The organism is Flavobacterium erigeronis, from assembly GCF_054075165.1.
The window spans coordinates 62,133-82,850 of sequence record NZ_JBSKGP010000002.1 but is presented as its reverse complement, the minus strand read 5'-3'; the positions used below and the strand labels follow the sequence as shown (position 1 = coordinate 82,850).

At 33.5% G+C, this 20,718-nt stretch carries 22 protein-coding genes; 18 read left to right on the top strand and 4 right to left on the bottom strand.

What is annotated here, in order from left to right:
* Positions 1 to 152 precede the first annotated feature (152 nt).
* Positions 153 to 2,036: a molecular chaperone DnaK gene (dnaK, locus tag ACWA1F_RS04430; RefSeq protein ID WP_456891936.1), complete on the bottom strand. Its 1,884-nt coding sequence runs from the start codon at positions 2,034 to 2,036 to the stop codon at positions 153 to 155.
* A gap of 261 nt (positions 2,037 to 2,297) precedes the next feature.
* On the opposite strand from dnaK, the gene ACWA1F_RS04425 reads away from it, so the two are divergent.
* The 5 genes from ACWA1F_RS04425 (at position 2,298) to ACWA1F_RS04405 (ending at position 6,695) form a co-directional block, all read left to right on the top strand.
* Complete coding sequence (locus tag ACWA1F_RS04425; RefSeq protein WP_456891934.1) at positions 2,298 to 3,584, top strand: Na+/H+ antiporter; 1,287 nt, start codon at positions 2,298 to 2,300, stop codon at positions 3,582 to 3,584.
* Positions 3,585 to 3,640: 56 nt separating this feature from the next.
* On the top strand, positions 3,641 to 4,102 hold the full coding sequence (locus tag ACWA1F_RS04420) for an SRPBCC family protein (protein ID WP_456891932.1): 462 nt from the start codon (positions 3,641 to 3,643) through the stop codon (positions 4,100 to 4,102).
* Positions 4,103 to 4,116: 14 nt separating this feature from the next.
* Entirely contained in the window at positions 4,117 to 5,220 is a 1,104-nt protein-coding gene (locus ACWA1F_RS04415; RefSeq protein ID WP_456891930.1) for a nuclease-related domain-containing protein, read from the top strand.
* A gap of 129 nt (positions 5,221 to 5,349) precedes the next feature.
* On the top strand, positions 5,350 to 6,135 hold the full coding sequence (locus ACWA1F_RS04410) for a peroxiredoxin family protein (protein WP_456891928.1): 786 nt from the start codon (positions 5,350 to 5,352) through the stop codon (positions 6,133 to 6,135).
* 122 nt (positions 6,136 to 6,257) lie between these two features.
* Positions 6,258 to 6,695, top strand: a complete 438-nt coding sequence (locus ACWA1F_RS04405) for an acyl-CoA thioesterase (RefSeq protein WP_290969754.1) — start codon at positions 6,258 to 6,260, stop codon at positions 6,693 to 6,695.
* 92 nt (positions 6,696 to 6,787) lie between these two features.
* On the opposite strand, the gene ACWA1F_RS04400 is transcribed toward ACWA1F_RS04405, so the two are convergent.
* Complete coding sequence (locus ACWA1F_RS04400) at positions 6,788 to 7,477, bottom strand: hypothetical protein (protein ID WP_306157555.1); 690 nt, start codon at positions 7,475 to 7,477, stop codon at positions 6,788 to 6,790.
* A gap of 281 nt (positions 7,478 to 7,758) precedes the next feature.
* On the opposite strand from ACWA1F_RS04400, the gene ACWA1F_RS04395 reads away from it, so the two are divergent.
* The 8 genes from ACWA1F_RS04395 (at position 7,759) to ACWA1F_RS04360 (ending at position 14,355) form a co-directional block, all read left to right on the top strand.
* A complete protein-coding gene (locus tag ACWA1F_RS04395; RefSeq protein WP_456891926.1) occupies positions 7,759 to 8,748 on the top strand; it encodes an alpha/beta fold hydrolase in 990 nt (329 codons plus the stop codon).
* Positions 8,749 to 8,868: 120 nt separating this feature from the next.
* Positions 8,869 to 9,258, top strand: coding sequence for a DUF1398 domain-containing protein (locus tag ACWA1F_RS04390; RefSeq protein WP_306157551.1), 390 nt, complete (start codon positions 8,869 to 8,871; stop codon positions 9,256 to 9,258).
* Between the two features lie 13 nt (positions 9,259 to 9,271).
* Entirely contained in the window at positions 9,272 to 10,129 is an 858-nt protein-coding gene (locus tag ACWA1F_RS04385; protein ID WP_456891923.1) for a ThuA domain-containing protein, read from the top strand.
* Positions 10,130 to 10,162: 33 nt separating this feature from the next.
* Positions 10,163 to 10,963: a hypothetical protein gene (locus tag ACWA1F_RS04380; protein WP_456891921.1), complete on the top strand. Its 801-nt coding sequence runs from the start codon at positions 10,163 to 10,165 to the stop codon at positions 10,961 to 10,963.
* A 28-nt stretch (positions 10,964 to 10,991) separates the two neighbouring features.
* Entirely contained in the window at positions 10,992 to 11,846 is an 855-nt protein-coding gene (locus ACWA1F_RS04375) for a sulfurtransferase (RefSeq protein WP_456891919.1), read from the top strand.
* A 91-nt stretch (positions 11,847 to 11,937) separates the two neighbouring features.
* Positions 11,938 to 13,170, top strand: coding sequence for an ABC transporter ATP-binding protein (locus ACWA1F_RS04370; RefSeq protein WP_456891917.1), 1,233 nt, complete (start codon positions 11,938 to 11,940; stop codon positions 13,168 to 13,170).
* Positions 13,171 to 13,242: 72 nt separating this feature from the next.
* Entirely contained in the window at positions 13,243 to 13,854 is a 612-nt protein-coding gene (locus tag ACWA1F_RS04365; protein ID WP_456891915.1) for a family 16 glycoside hydrolase, read from the top strand.
* Positions 13,855 to 13,869: 15 nt separating this feature from the next.
* Positions 13,870 to 14,355, top strand: a complete 486-nt coding sequence (locus ACWA1F_RS04360; protein ID WP_456891913.1) for a hypothetical protein — start codon at positions 13,870 to 13,872, stop codon at positions 14,353 to 14,355.
* Positions 14,356 to 14,432: 77 nt separating this feature from the next.
* On the opposite strand, the gene ACWA1F_RS04355 is transcribed toward ACWA1F_RS04360, so the two are convergent.
* Positions 14,433 to 15,476 carry an RluA family pseudouridine synthase gene (locus ACWA1F_RS04355; protein WP_125719693.1) on the bottom strand — a complete coding sequence of 348 codons (1,044 nt, stop codon included), beginning with the start codon at positions 15,474 to 15,476 and terminating at the stop codon, positions 14,433 to 14,435.
* Positions 15,466 to 16,086: a PASTA domain-containing protein gene (locus ACWA1F_RS04350; protein ID WP_306157539.1), complete on the bottom strand. Its 621-nt coding sequence runs from the start codon at positions 16,084 to 16,086 to the stop codon at positions 15,466 to 15,468. Before ACWA1F_RS04350 ends, ACWA1F_RS04355 begins: the two co-directional genes overlap by 11 nt.
* 565 nt (positions 16,087 to 16,651) lie before the next feature.
* On the opposite strand from ACWA1F_RS04350, the gene ACWA1F_RS04345 reads away from it, so the two are divergent.
* The 5 genes from ACWA1F_RS04345 (at position 16,652) to ACWA1F_RS04325 (ending at position 20,657) form a co-directional block, all read left to right on the top strand.
* A complete protein-coding gene (locus ACWA1F_RS04345; protein WP_456891910.1) occupies positions 16,652 to 17,623 on the top strand; it encodes a D-alanine--D-alanine ligase in 972 nt (323 codons plus the stop codon).
* 177 nt (positions 17,624 to 17,800) lie between these two features.
* Positions 17,801 to 18,493 carry a DUF421 domain-containing protein gene (locus ACWA1F_RS04340; protein WP_456891908.1) on the top strand — a complete coding sequence of 231 codons (693 nt, stop codon included), beginning with the start codon at positions 17,801 to 17,803 and terminating at the stop codon, positions 18,491 to 18,493.
* Positions 18,494 to 18,672: 179 nt separating this feature from the next.
* The gene (gene coaD / locus ACWA1F_RS04335) at positions 18,673 to 19,131 is read left to right on the top strand and encodes a pantetheine-phosphate adenylyltransferase (RefSeq protein WP_456891906.1); all 459 of its coding nucleotides are present in this window, start codon (positions 18,673 to 18,675) and stop codon (positions 19,129 to 19,131) included.
* A gap of 1 nt (position 19,132) precedes the next feature.
* Positions 19,133 to 20,008 carry an alpha/beta hydrolase gene (locus ACWA1F_RS04330; RefSeq protein ID WP_456891904.1) on the top strand — a complete coding sequence of 292 codons (876 nt, stop codon included), beginning with the start codon at positions 19,133 to 19,135 and terminating at the stop codon, positions 20,006 to 20,008.
* 70 nt (positions 20,009 to 20,078) lie between these two features.
* The gene (locus ACWA1F_RS04325; protein WP_456891902.1) at positions 20,079 to 20,657 is read left to right on the top strand and encodes a PhnA domain-containing protein; all 579 of its coding nucleotides are present in this window, start codon (positions 20,079 to 20,081) and stop codon (positions 20,655 to 20,657) included.
* Positions 20,658 to 20,718: the final 61 nt, after the last annotated feature.

Here is a 20,718-nt window from a genome sequence, read left to right as displayed (position 1 = left end):
GCCTTTTAAGTGCCGGTACAAATATGGTACAAATATATGATAAAAAACGATTAAAAAACAGCAGAAACAAAAATGCATAAAAAAGAAAAACCGCTGTAAACTTTACGTTTACAGCGGTTTAACACTTATTGTTAACTGATGTTAATCAGTACTTATTTGACCTCTTCGAATTCAACGTCTTCTACGTTATCTCCAGAAGACTGCTCTTGTTGTGGAGCAGCTTGCTGTCCTTCACCACCTTGAGCGTACATTGCTTCTGTAGCTGTTTTCCAAGCTGCATTTACATTGTCTAATCCTTTTTGGATTGCCTCAAGATCTTGAGATTGGTGAGCCATTCTCAATTCAGTTAAAGCGTACTCGATAGCTGTTTTTTGATCGTCTGTCAATTTATCTCCTAACTCTTTCAATTGAGATTCAGTTTGGAAGATAGTACTGTCAGCTTCGTTCAATTTCTCAGCTCTTTCTTTAGCGATTCTATCTGCATCAGCATTAGCTTCAGCATCTTTTTTCATTTTTTCGATTTCTTCAGCTGTTAAACCAGAAGAAGCTTCGATACGGATATCGTGAGATTTTCCAGTTCCTTTATCAGTTGCAGAAACTTTGATGATACCGTTAGCATCAATATCGAAAGTTACTTCGATTTGAGGAACTCCTCTTGGTGCTGGTGGAATACCATCTAAGTGGAAACGACCGATAGTTTTGTTATCAGCAGCCATTGCTCTTTCTCCTTGTAATACGTGGATTTCAACAGATGGTTGAGAATCTGCAGCAGTAGAGAATACTTGAGATTTTTTAGTTGGGATAGTTGTGTTAGACTCGATTAATTTAGTCAATACACCACCCATAGTTTCGATACCTAAAGAAAGAGGAGTTACGTCAAGTAACAATACATCTTTTACATCTCCAGATAAAACTCCACCTTGAATAGCAGCTCCAATAGCCACAACCTCATCAGGGTTAACACCTTTAGAAGCTTTTTTACCGAAGAATTTCTCTACTTCGTCAGCGATTCTTGGCATACGAGTAGAACCTCCTACAAGGATTACTTCGTCGATATCAGATGTAGATAAACCTGCATCTTTTAATGCTTTAGCAACTGGCTCCATAGAACGTTTTACTAAAGAATCTGATAATTGCTCAAATTTAGCTCTAGATAATTTTTTCACTAAGTGTTTTGGTCCAGAAGCAGTAGCCGTTACGTATGGTAAGTTGATTTCAGTTTCTGCAGAAGAAGATAATTCAATCTTAGCTTTCTCAGCAGCTTCTTTCAAACGCTGTAATGACATTGGGTCTAAACGTAAATCAATACCTTCTTCAGTTTTGAATTCGTCAGCTAACCAGTCAATAATAACTTGGTCAAAATCATCACCACCTAAGTGAGTATCACCGTTTGTAGATAATACTTCAAATACACCGTCTCCTAATTCAAGAACAGAGATATCAAAAGTACCTCCACCTAAATCGTAAACAGCAATTTTTTGATCATTTCCTTTTTTATCTAATCCGTAAGCAAGTGCAGCTGCAGTTGGCTCGTTGATGATACGCATAACTTTAAGACCAGCGATTTCTCCAGCTTCTTTTGTAGCTTGACGCTGAGCATCGTTAAAGTAAGCAGGAACTGTAATAACTGCCTCAGTTACTGTTTGACCTAAATAGTCTTCAGCAGTTTTTTTCATTTTTTGAAGTGTCATAGCAGACAATTCTTGAGCAGTGTATAAACGACCGTCAATATCCACACGTGGAGTATTGTTGTCACCTTTTACAACACTGTAAGGAACTCTTTTTGCTTCTTCTTGAGTTTCAGCAAAAGTGTGTCCCATAAAACGTTTAATAGAAGCAATCGTTTTTGTAGGGTTAGTTACTGCTTGTCTTTTTGCAGGATCACCTACTTTAATTTCTCCACCTTCAACAAAAGCGATGATAGATGGTGTAGTTCTTTTTCCTTCTGCGTTAGGGATAACAACTGCTTCGTTACCTTCCATTACAGAAACACAAGAGTTCGTCGTACCTAAGTCAATTCCGATTATTTTACCCATTTTTTATATATTTAATTTTGATTTAAATTTAATAACTCAGGTGGCATAAGTCAATCTTTGTGCCAATATAAAAAACCAATAGAATTTGTCAGTTTTACTGTCTGAGCACTCAAAACCATCTGACAACATGACATTTTTAAGACCTGTCAGGTATGGCATATCAGTACTTTAGCTGTCATTTTTAGTTTTTTTTCATGTACAAAATTTAAACTAAGCCGAATGATTTTTAAATTAATTACATTAGCTAATTAAATTTAACCAATGGAAAACTACAGTATCATCATTTTCATTTTAACTGTCGTAATAGGCCTATCTGCATTTGCAGACAAGCTAAAACTCCCCTATCCTATTCTTTTGGTTATTGTTGGTGTCGAAATTGGTTTTATACCAACTATGGCAGAAATCGAAATAAATCCCGAAATTATTTTCTTATTATTTCTACCTCCGTTATTATATGATGCCTCATTTAATATTTCGTCCAAAGATTTTAAAACAAACCTTCATACCATCACAACATTGGCCATTTGGCTTGTTTTCCTAACAACAGTCGGCATAGCTGTGGCGGCCTATTATTTAATTCCTGAAATGACCTGGCCGTTAGCTTTCGTTTTAGGTTCAATACTTTCGGCAACCGATGCTGTTGCCGCCATAAGTATTACCAAAGGACTCAAAATATCTCACAAAACAATAACCATTCTAGAAGGAGAAAGTCTTATTAATGATGCGTCTGCTTTAGTTGCCTATCGATTTGCGGTTGCTGCTGTAATGGGTGCCGCTTTTATAATCTGGAAAGCGGCTTTAGAATTTGTGCTATTACTCGGTGGCGGATTCCTTGTCGGATTTGTAATGTCAAAAATCCTGTCTTTTATTTTAGCACGAGTAAAAAACAAGCCAGAAGTTACTATTAGTTTCATGCTTTTAATGCCTTTTGTAACTTATCTTATCGCCGAACATCTACATGTTTCTGGAGTAATTGCTGTGGTAATATTAGGATTGGCGATTTCAAGATTCAGCAAAAAAATATTCCCGGAAAGCCTTAAAAACCAATCAAAAGGGCTTTGGGATGTTATCGTTTTTCTATTAAACGGATTAATCTTTATCTTAATTGGACTCAACTTTCGATACATTCTAAAAGATATCGACAACGACATGATTCTTCCTTATATTGGTTATGCACTCATAATTACCATTGTTGCGCTTTTAATCAGAATGGTCAGAGTTTATCTGCAAAAAATCAATTTGCAAAAAGCCTTTCAAAGTACTAAAAAAGGAAAAAGAAGAGTAAGCGAACATGCTCTTCTTGATTTTGGAAATAGTTTAATTATTAGCTGGTCTGGAATGCGAGGCATTGTATCTTTAGCTATCGCGATCGGGCTTCCGAGATTTCTAGAAGACGGAACTCCTTTTCCGCTCAGAAATGCCATAATATTTATTTCTGTTGCAGTAGTACTGCTGACTTTAATTGGACAAGGATTAACATTGCCTTTTATCGTCAAAAAAATAAATGATATTGAAGCGAAAAAGCAAATAAAAGATAATTCCAACTAACCGAAAAAGAATGTAATTTTACTTATTCGACTGAATTTCAATCAAAACCAAGAAAAATGACTTCAGCTATTCTTACTATAACGCCAGATTCAGAAATTGTAACTACTCGCGTTTTAAATTTCCCACAAGAACTTGTTTTTAAAGCCTGGAGCACACCCGAACATTTAAAAAATTGGTGGGGACCAAAAGGTTTCACCAATACTTTTCACGAGTTTGACTTTCGCGAAGGCGGAAAATGGACTTTTACGATGCACGGTCCCGAAAAAGGCAATTATGAAAATGATGTTGAATTCATTAAAATAGAAAAACCGAATCTTATTGCTTGGAAACGCCATTCAAAACCGCTTTTTCAAATCTTAACCACTTTTGAAACTGTTGCAGAAAACCAAACCAAAGTGGTTTTTAAAATGCTTTTTGAAACTGAGGAAGAATGCCAAAAACTAAAGCCTTATGTGGTGGATAAAAATGAGGAAAACTTTGATAAACTGGAAGTTGAATTATCTAAAATGAAATTATAAAGAAGTATAAGATTATGTGTAAAGTTTATAATACAATTGGATGTCTAAATACCATACAACTTGAATTATTCAGAAATAATATCGATGAATTTTCTTCAATAAATGAACTTATTGATTTTCAAAAAAACTTTCACATCACCGAACAAAAAATTATTTCAGATCACAACAAATCAATACAAGATGAAAAGATATTTCTTGAGAATGAAATTTCTGAATTAAATAGTCTTATACCTCAAAAAGTAATTGATTTAAAGAATGAATTAAGACAAAAGCTAAATGACCTAAATCAAGAAATTGATGATTTGCCTGAAACCAATTCTAAAATCTTTGCTACAATAAAAGATTATTGGATAAATCTTATAATTCATCTAGAGTTTTGGTTTGTACAATTCGCATTTCCTATTAGAATTATTTTCTTTAAGCATTCAGCTAAAAGATTAATTTCAAAAAAGAATAAGCGTTTTCTATATATTTCTACAAATTTTCAAGATGCTGTAGCGAATAGCAGCTTTGTAGATTTACAAAAATTTGAACTAAAAAAAAGAATCATAACTGCACTTAACAATACAATCTACGGAGCAATTGGTGAACAAAAAGTAAAAAATGAATTAAAGAAACTTTCTGATGATTATATTTTAATAAACAATTTCTGTTATAGTTTCGAAAATCCAATTAAGCAGAGCAATGGTGATTTTATAAAATCTATTCAAATTGATCATCTCTTAATTTCTCAAGCTGGCATTTTTATAATTGAAACGAAAAATTGGAGCAATCGATCCCTTGATAATTTAGACTTGCGCTCTCCGGTTCAACAAATTCTCAGAACTAATTATGCTTTATTTAAACTCTTAGATAATAATGCAAAAAAATACAATTGGAATTTTGCTAGGCAACATTGGGGAAACAGAAAAATTCCCATAAAAAATATAATCGTTTTCATAAACAATACTCCAAAGGAACAATTTCAATATACTAAAATACTCGGAATTAACGAATTAATCCCGTACATCCAATATTTTAATTCTAGCTTAACAATAAATGAAACAGAAAGTATTGGTAATTATTTATTGAACATTTCTCAGCATAACGAAGTAACTTCAAAATTAACTATTCAGTAAATCAGAAAAGAATTAAAACTTTCAAACAAAATATTCATTCGTACATAAACATCTAAAATAAAACTATGAAAACTTAATTACATATCTTTACAATCATCATCAATCATTAAACAATCAAAAATCAATCACATGAAAAAAATCATTTCTCTTGCGATTCTATTCGCAACGCAACTTTTTTATGCCCAAAACGGAGTTGCAAAAAAACCTGAAACCGTTATTATCATCAACAACGAAATTGCCACAATGGATCAAGTAATGAAATATAGCAATGAGGGTTATGTCAAATCAATGAACAAAGGCGTTAGCCAAGAAGAACGCGATAAATTGGCTCAAAAATTTGGCGATAAAATTGGCGATAGAGAATTTATAATGGTCATTGAAGTTTTTACGAAGCAAGAAAAAATTGAAAATGACAAAAAAAATACTGCTGTTGCAACAGAGCAAAAACCTCAACCAAAAGAAGAACAATTTCTTTTAAACATAAATGATCAAGCCAAAGATTTTACTCTAAAACTGATAGACGGAAAAGAGGTAAAACTTTCTGATTTAAAAGGAAAAGTGGTGCTTGTAAATTTCTGGGCAACTTGGTGCGCGCCGTGTTTACAGGAGTTTTATGATATTCCATCAAAAATATTAGAGCCTTTTAAAAGTGACAATTTTGTGTTTTTAGCTATTTCAAGCGGAGAAACTGAAGCTCAAGTTGCCAAAAAAGTAGTGAAATTAAAAAAAGACGGTTTAGATTTTAATTTCGGAATTGACCAAAACGAAATAATTTGGAATCAATATGCTAAAAATGCTATTCCTAAAAACTTTTTAATCGATCAAAACGGAGTTATAAAATATGTGGCCGTAGGAAATGCTGAAGGAAACTTGGACAACATCGCAAACGAGATCAAAAAACTGCTTTCAAAATAAATTAGTCTCCTACATATTGATATTTTGAAAGACAAAAAAAATTATGCACGCATAGTAATTTTATGCTATTCATTTATTTTTTATTTGTAATTTCGGTTTTTCAATAAAATACAATATTAAAAATGGCTTCATTTACAAAAGAAATATCATTTCGCTGGTCAGATCTTGATCCTAATTTTCACGTTCGTCACAGCGCATATTACGATTTTGGCGCACAGCATCGTATCGAAATTCTAGAAGAATTAGGTTTAACTTTAAAAGTAATGCAGACACAAGGTTTTGGCCCTGTTTTGTTTAGAGAAGAATGCGTTTTCAGAAAAGAATTAAAACTTTCTGATAAAATATTCATTCATACCAAAACTTCGAAAATGAAAGCCGATGCTTCTCGCTGGTCTATCGTTCATGAGTTTAGAAGAGAAGATGATACACTTTGCGCAACAATTACGGTTGACGGTGCTTGGATGGACACTAAATTAAGAAAGCTAGCTTCTCCAACGCCAGAGATTGCAATTCAAGCTTTGAGCATTTTCCCAAAAAGCGATGATTTCGTTGGATTATAAAACAACATTCTTTTCAACTTTATAAAAAATCCCAAAAACATATAAATCTTGTTTTTGGGATTTTTTTCTAAACAAAAGTTTAATTGATTTTGTTATTGAAATTTTAATCCAAAGTTTACTTTTTCAAAAGTTGTACTGCAGGAAATGGCAAATCGCCCGACATTTACAGTTCCGAAAATACCACCTACTGAATGTCCAGAATAAAATCCTCCCGCTGAAAATCGGTGAACCTGATATTTTAGTGCAATGTCATTTACTCTCGAACTCAGCTGTCCAAAAGCTATCACATTTGGGATTATCTCATAACTTCCAAAAACTTTGGGAACCAGTTTTTTATAATAATCAAAGCTTTCATCAGTTTCATAATCAATTATAGACGAATGCAGATTTTCTAAATTTCCGCCAAGATAAGTGTTTTCAGAAAAGTGCCATGAGATGCTAAAACCTGTAAAAGTTCCCTCATAACCGCTTCTAGAATCTACATAACCTATTCCAATTGTGGCCCTAAATTTCTCGCAAATTTTTCCGATGTAGCCAACATAAGTTCGGTCAATTTCAGACTTATCGATTCCAGCGCCAAAAATTATGTCGTCTTCACACATTGTAAGAGCATACTGAAAATAAGCCGAATATTGATCTTTATTTGCCGCAACAACACTCCGGCCTTTGTCGAGATCGATATTTGGAGAAATTAAGGTTGAATTAATAACGGCGAAATCAAAAGTATTGAGTTCTTGGGCAAATGTGGGGACAGTGAGCAGGAGCAAAAGTAGTGTTTTCATGATACTATTTTTTAAGGCTTACAACATTTCTAACACTAAATTACAGCCATTTTTCGTGTTAATAAAAGAAGTTCTTTCAAGTGCTACATTACTCGTCAAAATGCATTATTTTCACAATCACTATCATTTAATCGATAAAATTTCAATAAATCATCGATTATTAACACCAAAACAATGAAATCATTTCAATCGCTTTTTTTCTGATAATTTTAAGATTTTAAGCTTTGTTTTAAAAGTGGTTCGGTTTAACTTTATAAATCATAAAAACAAATGCCACTAAAATGAAAATTCTGAAACTATTATTAATACTAATTCCTTGCTTAAGTTTTGGACAGCAGGGAAATATAAAAGAATTGGATATTAATTTAAGTAACTACGAATATCCTTTTCCTGTTCATTTTATCGAATTGAGCGTCCAGCGCCAGTATTTAAAAATGAGTTATATGGATATTATTCCAGAAAACTACAATCAGAAAAATATTGTTTTACTGCACGGAAAAAATTTCAACGGAGCTTATTGGGAAACCACTATTAAAGCGTTAACAAAAGAAGGTTATCGAGTAATTGTTCCGGATCAGATTGGTTTTGGAAAATCTACAAAACCAGATAATTTTCAATACACTTTTCAGCAGCTTGCAGAAAACACCAAAAAGCTTTTAGATCATTTAGGAATTAGCAAAACAACAGTTTTAGGGCATTCTATGGGCGGAATGCTGGCGACGCGCTTTGCCTTAATGTATCCTGAAACTACTGAAAAACTGGTTTTAGAAAATCCGATTGGTTTGGAAGACTGGAAATTAGTCGTTCCTTACAAACCTGTTGATTGGTGGTACGAATCGGAATTGAAACAGAATTATCAAGGAATCAAGCAATACCAAATGGCGAACTATTATGACGGAAAGTGGAATGCCGATTATCAAAAATGGGCCGAACTTGGCGCTGGATGGACAACCGCACCAGATTACGACCGCGTTGCCTGGAATTCTGCTCTTTTGTACGATATGATTTTTACACAGCCTGTTTTGTATGAATTTCAAAACATCAAATGTCCAACGCTATTAATTATCGGAACTAGAGATAAAACGGCTTTAGGAAAACCTTTGGTCTCTGAAGAAGTGAGAAAAACAATGGGAAATTACGCTGAATTAGGCAAAAAAACACAGAAGGCAATTCCAAACTCAAAACTGGTAGAAATTCCAAATACAGGTCATTTGCCACATATCGAATCTTTTGATTCATTTATAAAACCATTAATCGTATTTTTGAAATAATATTTTTATTCGCCACGACTCGAGCGACAGCGACTGGCGAAGCAATTCACGAATTATTTAATATAAAATTCGTGAATTCGTGGCTATAAAAAAATCAACAATCTAAAATCTAAAATAAATATGTTTACAATCGAACAAATCAAAGAAGCGCATTCAAAAGTAAAAAGCGGAGCAGATTTCCCAAATTACATTCAGGATTTAATCATTTTAGGCGTAAAAGGATACGATACTTATGTACATAACGGAAGCGTTGTTTACTACGGATTGAATAATTTTACTGCAGAAGCAGAAGAAAAATATGCTGAAATTAAAGTAGCCGATTTTCCAAACAAAGAACTTTTTATCGAACTTTTGGTAAAACATCAGCACGGAGAAACCGATTATATGACTTTCTGCAATCATTGTGCACAATGCGGAATTGCAAAATGGAGAGTTGATATTGTCGAAATGACTTGCACTTATTTTGATAAATCTGAGCATGAAATTTTAATCGAAAAAATTCCTAGCTAATTCTCGAGCATTCATGACTATTTCTAACCAAAACCACCAAACCTTTTTTAAAAAAAGTCTTTTACTTTTTATTTTAATTTTTTCTCTTTTTGGCTTTTCGCAGAAGAAAAAAGAAAATCCAAAATTTAAAGTTATTGCTTTTTATACCGCAAAAAATGATCAGGCGCATATCAGTTTTGTGCATGAAGCCAATAAATACTTTCCAAAATTAGCCGAAGAAAATCATTTTCAATACGATTCTACCAGCAATTGGGACAATTTAAACGCACAATTTTTGGCAAAATATCAGGTTGTTTTGTTTTTAGACACCCGTCCTGAGAAAAAAGAACAGCGCGAAGCTTTCCAGAAATACATGGAAAATGGTGGCTGTTTTATTGGTTTTCATTTTTCGGCATTTGCTTTAAACGATTCTAGCTATCCGCAAAATTGGGATTGGTACCACAATACTTTCTTAGGTTCTGGCGAATACGGAAGCAATACTTGGCGACCAACTTCCGCAGTTTTAAGAGTCGAAAATCAGCATCCATTAACCAAAAATCTGCCTAAAACTTTTACGTCTGCTCCAAATGAATGGTACAGATGGTCAAATGATTTAACCAAGAATCCAGATATTGAGATTTTACTGGCTATTGACGAATCCAGTTTTCCTTTAGGAACTGGCCCAAAAGCTCACGAAATCTGGCACAGCGGTTATTATCCTGTTGTTTGGACCAATAAAAAATATAAAATGCTGTACGTAAATATGGGGCACAATGATATCGATTATGAAGGCGGAACCAACAAAACCTTGTCGTACACTTTTGAAAACAAAACACAAAGTCAGTTAATTTTGAACGCCTTGCTTTGGCTTGGAAATTCAAAGAAAAAATAAACATTTACGCAAAATAAACACATTACTTTTTTCATGAAAGACAAAATTATTTTCGTTCTCATTACACTAGCTTTATTTTCCTGCAACTCCAAAGAGCAAGTGAAATCTAGCAATCAAAAAGAAATAATACACGAAAGCGCCGAAGTAAATAAAACGGACAAAACTGCAGATGCAACTCATTATCAAATCTCAGTTTATGACGATCCTCAATTTACAGATAGAATTTTAAATACAAGAGAAAGCTTAAAAAAGCTTTCTGCGAATAATCTTTTCTCGAATATTAGCGCTAAAATCACAGCAAAACTAAATGAGAAACAGAATCAATTTTTCAAAACCAACACTAACTATGAGCTAATCTCATTTGCAAAAGGCAATATATTTCAAAAAAATAGCGAAGATTATATTTTTATAGTTTATGATGTAAAAGATAACAGAACTAAAATATTGTTTTTCAATGCAGCCACAAATACATATGCTGAGCTTTATAAAGATCTTAAAGTTAAAAATGATTTAGAAGATGCAAATTGTAACGGCTATTCTTTTGGAACACTTGATTATCGATTTGCGGTTGACCATTTAGTTACAAATGAAGGTGCTATTACCATAAATCCAGAATATTTTCTAGAATTTATACCAGTTATGATTACTGATATCTCAAAAGATGAAAACTTTTTATTGGAGGAAGGATGTTTTTCAAAGAATGCTTCCAAAACAAATTTAGAAAACACAATTTGCATTTCAACAAGTTCTGCATACAACAATTGGGAATGTCTGAAATACGACAAAACAAATAATACTTTTTCGCTTTTTTACAGTCAAACATTTGCCGATTAATTACTCAAAATAAACTATAAAAAATAATATGCTTACTACATTTTCATCTATTATAAACGTTGAGGGATTGTTAAGACTTCAAGATTCATCTGAAATCATTTTAATTGATGCTCGAGCTGGCGTAAATGCTTTTGAAAACTATCAAAAAGAACATTTAAAAGATGCTCGTTTTGTTGACTTAAATCGTGATTTAGCCAAAATTCCAGAAAATCCTGTCAATGGCGGAAGACATCCTTTGCCTTCTCCTGAAGAATTTGCCAAAACACTTTCTGCTTTAGGAATTTCTCCTTCAGATCATGTTGTGGTTTACGATGATAAAAACGGGTCTAATTTCGCTGCACGATTCTGGTGGATGATGCGCGCCATTGGACATGAGAAAATTCAAGTTTTAAACGGCGGTTATCAAGCTGCAATTCAAGCTGGTTTTCCAACAAATTCTGGAATTCAAACTTTTGAAGAAATAGCCTATCCTTCGCAGGAATGGCAACTTCTTTTAGCAGATATTGAAGAAGTCGAAAAAGCGCGTAAAAGCAATCAAAATATCGTAATCGATGTTCGTGATAAAAACCGTTACGATGGCTTGACAGAACCGCTAGATTTGATCGCAGGACATATTCCTGGTGCCATCAATGTTCCTCTTACCGAAAATTTAGACGAAAACGGATTATTTAAATCCGTAGAGGAATTGGCTCAAAAATTCAAAACCGTAATTGGAGATATAAAACCAGAAAATACAATTGTTCATTGCGGATCTGGTGTTACAGCTTGCCATACCTTATTAGCAATGGATTACGCCGGACTTCCAATTCCGAAATTATATGTCGGTTCTTGGAGTGAATGGTCTAGAAATGACCGCGAAATGGCAACAAAAAAACAAAATTAATGATTGCTTTTTGCCACAAATTAAAGGATTAGAAAAGATTAAATCATTTTAAGCTGAGGCAAAAACTTTTTAAAAATATAAAATTATAATAATGCAGCACTGGGATATACTCTTATCAAATCAAGTAAATAAAAAAGCTTTTATAGACACTTTACTTGCAGGCGAAGCAAAAGGAGATTTAGCCATTTTTAACAGCAAAAAGGGAATTCTTTTCTCTGATATTTCCATCGAAAAATTCATCGAAAAAGAATTTCAATACGATAGCGTTGAGGCTTCAAACAGACAATTACGTACCTTTTCTTCTGGAGAACGCAAAAAAGAGTTTTTACGTTACTGTATTGACCAAAAACCTGATTTCATCATTTTCGACAACCCTTTTGATCATTTAGATCAAGCTTCTCGAGTGGTTTTGGCAGAATCATTACAGAAATTAACCGATTCTATCGCCATTATTCAATTACTGAATCGTACTGTTGATATATTAGATTTTGTTCCGAACAAAGCGTTAATAAAAGACAACACGTTTGAACTGCATCCTTTCGTGAAAACCGAAAATCATTTTAAAACTTTAAATACTGCTGCAATTCCAAAACCCGCAGAACCGCATTTTTTTCACGAAAGTGTATTAATAAAACTCGAAGATGTTTCGGTAAGTTACGAAGAGAGAAAAATTCTGAACAAGATTTCTTGGACCGTCAAACAAGGTGAATTCTGGCAATTAATTGGTCCAAATGGTTCTGGAAAAAGCACTATTCTTTCTTTAATTACAGGAGATAATCCGAAAGGTTTTGGACAGAATTTATTTTTGTTCGGGAGAAAAAAAGGAACCGGAGAAAGCGTTTGGGAAATCAAAAAGCAAATCGGAATCTTCACCACTTCTATGACCGATTTATTTCAAAAAGGACATACGCTAGAACAAATGATTCTATCAGGTTTCTTCGATTCTATCGGATTATACACGGAGCCAACTACGCATCAAAAAAACATCGTAAACCAATGGTTGGAAGTGATCGAGATGACGCATTTAAGAAAAAAACGTTTTATTGATCTTTCTATCGGACAACAGCGTGTTGCGTTAATTGTTCGTGCCGTTTTAAAACATCCGCCGTTATTAATTCTGGATGAACCGGTTGAAGGTTTAGATGACGAAAATGTAGATTTGGTAATTCAATTAATCAATACTATCAAGCAGGAAACAAATGTGAGCATTATTTACGTTTCTCATAGAATAGAACAAGGCCTCGCTCCTACTTCTATCTTCGAACTTTTACCTTCAGAAAAGGGATCTATCGGAAAAATAAAGTATCATTCAGAATTGAATTAAAAATAAGTCAATTAGATAATTTATCTATAGAACGCAAAGCATATCTACAGAATACCGGAACGATACCAAATTATGACAAAGCAAATAAGCATTACATTTATTTTTTTACTGATTTTAAGTTCGTGTTCAAGCACGATATCCACTTCTAAAAAAGAATATACTTTAAAGGATTCTAAAGAACTAAAATCAGATTGGACGATTAATTCTAAAGAATGGATTTTAAAAAATGACACCATCATAGGAAAAGGTTCACTTTCGCCTTGGGGAGTTTTAATATCCAAAAAACAGCTTCCAGAGAATTATGAAATCGATTTGAAAGTCAATATGACCAACGAATCTTTATTTGAAATAATGCTCAATTTGGATAAAGGAAAATACATTAGAACCTATTTGTATCAAATTGACCAAAACATTGTAATTGGAGATGGTGTCTATGATAAAAAAGACGATTCGTATGGAAAAAGAGGTGGAAAAACGTTGTTTAAAAAACCAATGGAACTACAAAACAACAAATGGTATTCGGTAAAAATCAAAGTCGAAAACAATCAACTATACTTTTCTGTAGATGATAAAACAACTTTAGAATGTTCTCTTGAAAAAAGCAATCTAAACCAAAAAGGAAAATTAGGTTTCATAACCAACGGAGAGGTCAAAATAACCGATTTGAAAATCAAAACTTTATAGAATCAGTCTTAACGAATGGAAAAACATGAAATAGCACAAAATGGTGATAGCGAAATGACTATCTCATTTTACTTCAATAAAAAATCGCTAATTGTTCCTTCAATAATTTTCATTTCAACATTCTTATTAATTTTCATTTTGTTAAAACCTGAAACATTGGCTAACACATTTACTGCAATAATTATGCTAATGCTAGTAAGTGTATTTATACTATTTAATGATTATTTCGAATGGTACAAAAACAAGTTACATATCCTTAGCATTAGAAATGAAGATTTGTACATCAATAATAATTTTCATTGCAAATTATTTAAGTTGCAATCAGTAAATGTTGCTTATATAAACGCGAAATATAGTCTAGGCTGGATGGTATACTTGGATGTCTTTCCCATTTCTTCTAATGACTACGTTATAAAAAAACACTTAAAAGAAAAAGAGGCACATGAAATAGCAGAAAGAATCTCAATATTTCTTAATCGAAATATAAAAATAGAATCATAAAAAAAGCTCCCAAAGGAGCTTTTTGTTATTTTATTTATAAGGTGAGACAGAATTATCTAATTGCCAAATTCTCTAATTTATTCCTCCTCATCTGTATTATGCGTTTTCACATAATTGCGCCATTTCTCAATACATTCTTTAAAATCATCTGGCAATTCGGTATCAAAACGCATTAATTCACCGGTATTTGGATGAACAAAACCAAGCGTTTTAGCATGCAACGCCTGACGTGGTAATGCTTTGAAACAGTTCTCAATAAACTGTTTGTATTTCGTAAAAGTCGTTCCTTTCAAAATCAAATGACCGCCATAACGTTCATCATTAAATAACGGATGTCCGATATGTTTCATGTGTGCACGAATCTGGTGCGTTCTTCCCGTTTCCAACTTGCAAGAAATAAGAGTTACATAACCAAAACGCTCTAGAACTTTATAATGCGTAATGGCTGGTTTTCCGATCTCTGGATCTGCAAAAACAGCCATTTGCATGCGGTCTTTTAAATGTCTTGCTAGGTTGCCTTCAATGGTACCGCTATCTGCAGTAACATTTCCCCAAACCAAAGCAATATATTCACGTTCAGTCGTTTTAGCTTCAAACTGTTTCGCCAAATGCGTCATTGCAGCCTCAGTTTTAGCCACAACCAAAAGACCAGAAGTATCTTTATCAATTCGGTGCACCAAACCAGGACGTTCGCTGCTATTCATTGGCAGATTATCAAAATGATGTGCCAATGCGTTTACCAAAGTTCCAGTATAATTTCCGTGACCTGGATGCACCACCATTCCTGGCTCTTTATTAATCAATAAAAGAGCATCATCTTCGTAAACAATATTCAACGGAATATCTTCAGGAAGAATATGATTTTCAAATGGAGGATGCGACAACATAACCGTTATCACATCAAAAGGTTTTACTTTGTAATTTGATTTTACTGGAATATCATTTACAAAAATGTTTCCATTAGTTGCTGCGTTCTGAATTTTATTACGCGTGGCATTCGGAATCAAATACATTAAATATTTGTCAATACGCAAAAACGCTTGACCTTTAGGGACTTCAAATCTGTAATGCTCAAATAATTCGTCTTCCAGATCTAAATTTTCTTCAATATTATTGTTCATCACTTGGGGTTTCTGCAGGCACCGCAGTACTATCTGCTGCCTGACTTTCATCTACATAACTTGCTTTTCCGTCTCCTAAAACCAAATCAATTTTTGAAGCTTTAAGCACACGGTCTCCTACTTTTAAGTTTCTGCCTTTCAAACGCATTTCCAAAACCATATCTTTTCCAAGATTCGGAATATACGTAATCGTTCCTGGCTCAAGACCTAATGCCTTTAACGTCGGCACAGCCTCACGATATGTTTTTTCGATCAAATCTGGAATCTTTACGGAAGAAAAACCAGAAGCATTAATCTTAATATAAATTTTTCTGCCCACTTTTACCTTCGTTCCAGGCAGCGGATCTTGTTCTACAACACTATATTTTGGGAATTCACTTCTATAATCAACGCTATCCAAAAGTACATAGTCCAAATCAAGTTCATCTAGCTTTGCTTCTACTTGTTCTTCAGTTAATTTAGACAAATTCGGAACCGCGATTTCGTGTCCGTGATCAGTCGTAAAAGTCAACCAATGCATAAATAAATAACCAATAGCCGCAATAATAGCAGCGGCAGCAAGCAATTGCAAGAAAAAAACTCGGCTTGTTAAATACTGACGTAAACTCATAAATTTATTTTTAATAGCGACAAAGATAAAGTATTTCGTTTCAAAAAAAATGATAATTTTGTTTTAAACATAGAACTCTTGGAATTTGGAATTTCAAAATTTGATTTTTTATTTTTAAGGAGCTATTCCTGCTGTCCACTGTATTCCCGATTAACAAAAACTACGGCTAAAAAGCCTTGTTTTTCTAAATCGGGAGATGCCGTTCCCATCAGGGCTAGGGCACTCGGTTTCATAAGAACGTTCTTTATTTTAAAATAGTACAATTTGCTTTTATTCTGCAATCTTTGTGGTTACTGTGCGTGTCCTTCGACTTCGCTCAGGAAGACATAAAATGAGAATAAATTTTGCAATTTAAATAACGACAAAGTTTGTCCTCCTGAGCGAAGTCGAAGGACCGCAAAGTGAGCAGACAATCTTTGTAGAGTGTTCCTAGAGGAAAATCTTTTTTAATCAGTACAATCTGTGGCAAAAAAAATTAGCGTAATTCGTGAATTGCTTCGCCAGTTCGCTATCGCTCGAGTCGTGGCAACAAAAAAATAAAACAATTAAAAACTAAAAATATAAAATGAAAAATATTGCCATTATCATGGGCGGTTATTCCAGCGAATACAAAATCTCATTAATCAGCGGAAACGTCGTTTACCAATATCTTGACAAAACAAAATACAACGGATTCCGTATCCATATTTTCAAAGAAAAATGGGTTTATGTAGACGAAAACGACGCTGAATTCCCAATCGACAGAAATGATTTTTCTGTTACTGTAAACGGTCAGAAAATCACATTTGATTGTGTTTTTAACGCCATTCACGGAACCCCAGGCGAAGACGGCTTAATGCAAGCTTATTTCGAATTAATCGGTCTTCCACAATCTTCTTGCGATTATTACCAATCGGCTTTAACTTTCAACAAAAGAGATTTATTATCGGTTTTAAAACCATACGGAATCAAAACTGCAATTTCTTATTATTTGAATAAAGGAGATAAAATAAACACAGCAGAAATCATCGAAAAAGTGGGATTGCCTTGTTTCGTAAAACCAAACAAAGCAGGTTCAAGTTTCGGAATTTCAAAAGTAAAAACAGAAGCCGAACTTCCAATTGCAATTGAAGTGGCGTATAAAGAAGACAACGAAATCATCATCGAAAGTTTCCTTGACGGAACAGAAGTTTCTGTCGGAGTTATAAATTACAAAGGCGAAATCATTGTATTGCCAATTACAGAAATCGTTTCAGACAATGATTTCTTCGATTACGAAGCGAAATACGAAGGAAAGTCACAAGAAATTACTCCAGCGAGAATCTCAGATGAAATGACTAAAAAAGTAGGCGAAACTGCGAAACGTGCTTACGAAGTTTTAAAAATGAAAGGTTTCTCAAGAAGCGAATTCATTATCGTAAACGACGAACCACATATGCTCGAAATGAACACAATTCCAGGCTTAACAACCGAAAGTCTGATTCCGCAACAAGCAAAAGCAGCCGGAATTTCATTAGAAGAATTATTCACAAATGCAATTGAGTTAGCTTTGGTTTAAGCTACTGAGATACTAAGGCGCTAAGATTTTAGCGCCTTTTTAATTTTCATTGAATCTGTCCATAAAAGTCTTTCATAATTTACATACGACATTGTTGCATAACATAGAAATTACGATAAATTTCGAATAACAAAACTTAGTACCTTTAGTTACTTGGAACCTTAGCAACTTAAAAAAATGAAACAAATCTTCGAATGGAACCGATTATTATTTAATGAACTTCCTGAAATATTCCTATTGGAAGTGATATTTCGTTCTACCGTAATGTTCATTATTTTGCTGCTAACGCTAAAATTAGCTGGAAAACGAGGTGTAAAACAATTATCGATTTTTGAAACTGTAATTATTATAGCACTTGGCTCTGCAGCTGGCGATCCCATGTTTTATGAAGATGTTGGAATTGTTCCCGCCATTATCGTGTTTACTGTGATAATTGTTTTATATCGCATCGTGACTTGGCTTACAGGAAAAAGCAAGAAATTTGAAGAATTTATAGAAGGAAAAACCGAATGTCTCATTAACGACGGAAAATTTTCATTGACTTCATTCAGAAAAGAAGCATTAGCGCAAGACGAGTTTTTCGCCGAACTCCGCATCAAATCGATTGAGCATCTTGGGCAAGTAAAACATGCTTTTATTGAAACCAGTGGCGAAATAAGTGTATTTTATTATAAAGATGAAGAAGTCGGTTATGGCCTTCCTATTCTTCCTTTATTGTTTGAAGCAAAAAGCAAGATTATTCCAAAAGACGGAATCTATTCCTGCTCTTTCTGCGGCAACACAACTGAACAAAAAAAAGGTACTGCAACCTGCCAAGTCTGCCAAAAAGAAGAATGGGTAGAATCTATAAATACGAAGAGAATTACTTAAATCTAAAATTCCAATATTTTAAATTCCAAATTCCAATCTCAAAAAAAACTAGTAGCTTAATAACTTAGAAGCTCAGAACCTTAAAAAAAACTTTGCGTCTTCGTTCCTTTGTAGCATTAACCGTCAAAAGAAAAAAAACTTAGTATCTTAGCGACTCAGAACCTTAGAACCTTAAACAAATGCGCAAAGCCATATTTCCAGGATCATTTGACCCCATTACACTTGGACACGAAGATATTATCAAAAGAGGAATTCCTTTATTTGACGAAATTATTATTGCAATTGGTGTCAATGCCGAAAAAAAATACATGTTTTCTTTAGAAGAAAGAAAGCGCTTTATAGAAGAAACTTTCAAAGACGAGCCAAAAGTTTCGGTTATCACGTATGAAGGACTAACAATCGATTTGGCAAAAAAGCTAAAAGCTAATTTCATTTTAAGAGGTCTTCGCAATCCAGCCGATTTCGAATTCGAAAAAGCCATTGCTCATACCAATAGAAAATTGTCTAAAATAGAAACTGTTTTCTTGCTTACAGCCGCAAGTACTTCATTTATCAGTTCGAGCATTGTACGCGATGTATTGCGTCATGGCGGCGAATATGAAATGCTAGTTCCGAATGCCGTTAGAGTGAAAAAGTAATATGATAAATAAGAGACAAATTCATTTTTATATTATTGCACAAACATTCTTTCTGACAATTTCATCAAACAATTTATTAGCTCAAAAAGATCAGAATTTTGAAAAAGAAATAGAAAATTCTAGCCAATATAATTTTGATAAAATTGATTTTATCGATCTCGAAAACAATGAAACATTAAGCGGTACTTTAATATCTCCAAAAACAGTATATTCAAAGATTGTTATAATTGTCCCCGGTAGTGGAAAGAATACGAAAAATTCACACTATGTTTTAGCAGAAGAAATATTAAAAAATAATATTGCTGTTTACAGATTTGATGATCGTGGAGTTGGAGAATCAGAAGGAAAAATTAATTTTAGTGTAGATCAGATAATACGTGATTTATATTATGCCTATACTAATATCAAAAAAGTAAGCTCTTTATCTCAAAAAAGTATTGGAATTTTGGGGCATAGTTTAGGAGGAATTGCAACTATTGACAACTATCAAAAAGATCTGGATTTAGATTTTATTGTATTAGTCTCAACCCCATTTGAAAAATATGGAAAATTTACTAAATCACAATTCCCTTTTGATAGTATTAAAAAAGTAAGTGCTAAGACTGTATTTGAAAACATAAATATTCCACTATTATTCATAGCCGGCTCTAACGACAGTTTCTTAGAAAGTAAAAAAACTGCAGAACTTTTGCATTCAGTGAATAATAAAAATATTGATGTTAATATAATCGATGGGCTTAATCACTTCTTAGTAAAAGGAAATGATGACTGGAAAGAAACAAAAAAATACAATGATTTATATCACATTGACCAAAAAGCCCTGAATGGAATTGTTGGTTGGATTAAAAGCCTCAACCCCGATTCAAATCATAAATAGTTCTAAACATTAAATTTGCAAAGCACTCATATTATAAGTAAATTCGCATTTTCAAAATAAACAATAAATAATGAGCATCGAAAGAGAATTAAGCAAACGAAGCGGATCTAAATGTGAGCTTTGTGGTGCTGAAGAAAATTTAAAAGTTTATCAAGTTTTGCCAACTAAAAAAGGCGGAATTGATGAAGCTATATTAGCCTGTAACACGTGTATTGACCAAATAGAAAATCCAGACAACGTTGATTTAAATCACTGGAGATGCCTGAATGACAGTATGTGGAACGAAAATATTCCTGTACAAGTTGTTGCCTGGAGAATGTTAAGCCGTTTACGCGCAAAAGGCTGGCCACAGGAATTGCTAGACATGATGTACCTTGATGAAGATACCTTAGAATGGGCAAAAGCAACTGGAGAAGGCGAAGATGACGAAAATAAACTGGTTCACCGTGACAGTAACGGTGTAGTACTACAACACGGAGATTCAGTTGTTCTAATTAAAGATCTTAAAGTAAAAGGTTCTAGCATGGTCGCTAAACAAGGAACTGCTGTTAGAAACATTCGTTTAGATCACGAAAACGCTGAATACATAGAAGGAAAAGTCGATGGTCAGCAGATTGTGATTATTACACAATATGTGAAGAAAATATAAGCTTCTGAGATTCTAAGTTGCTAAGCTTCTAAGTTTCTTTTAATGCTTAATAACTTAACCG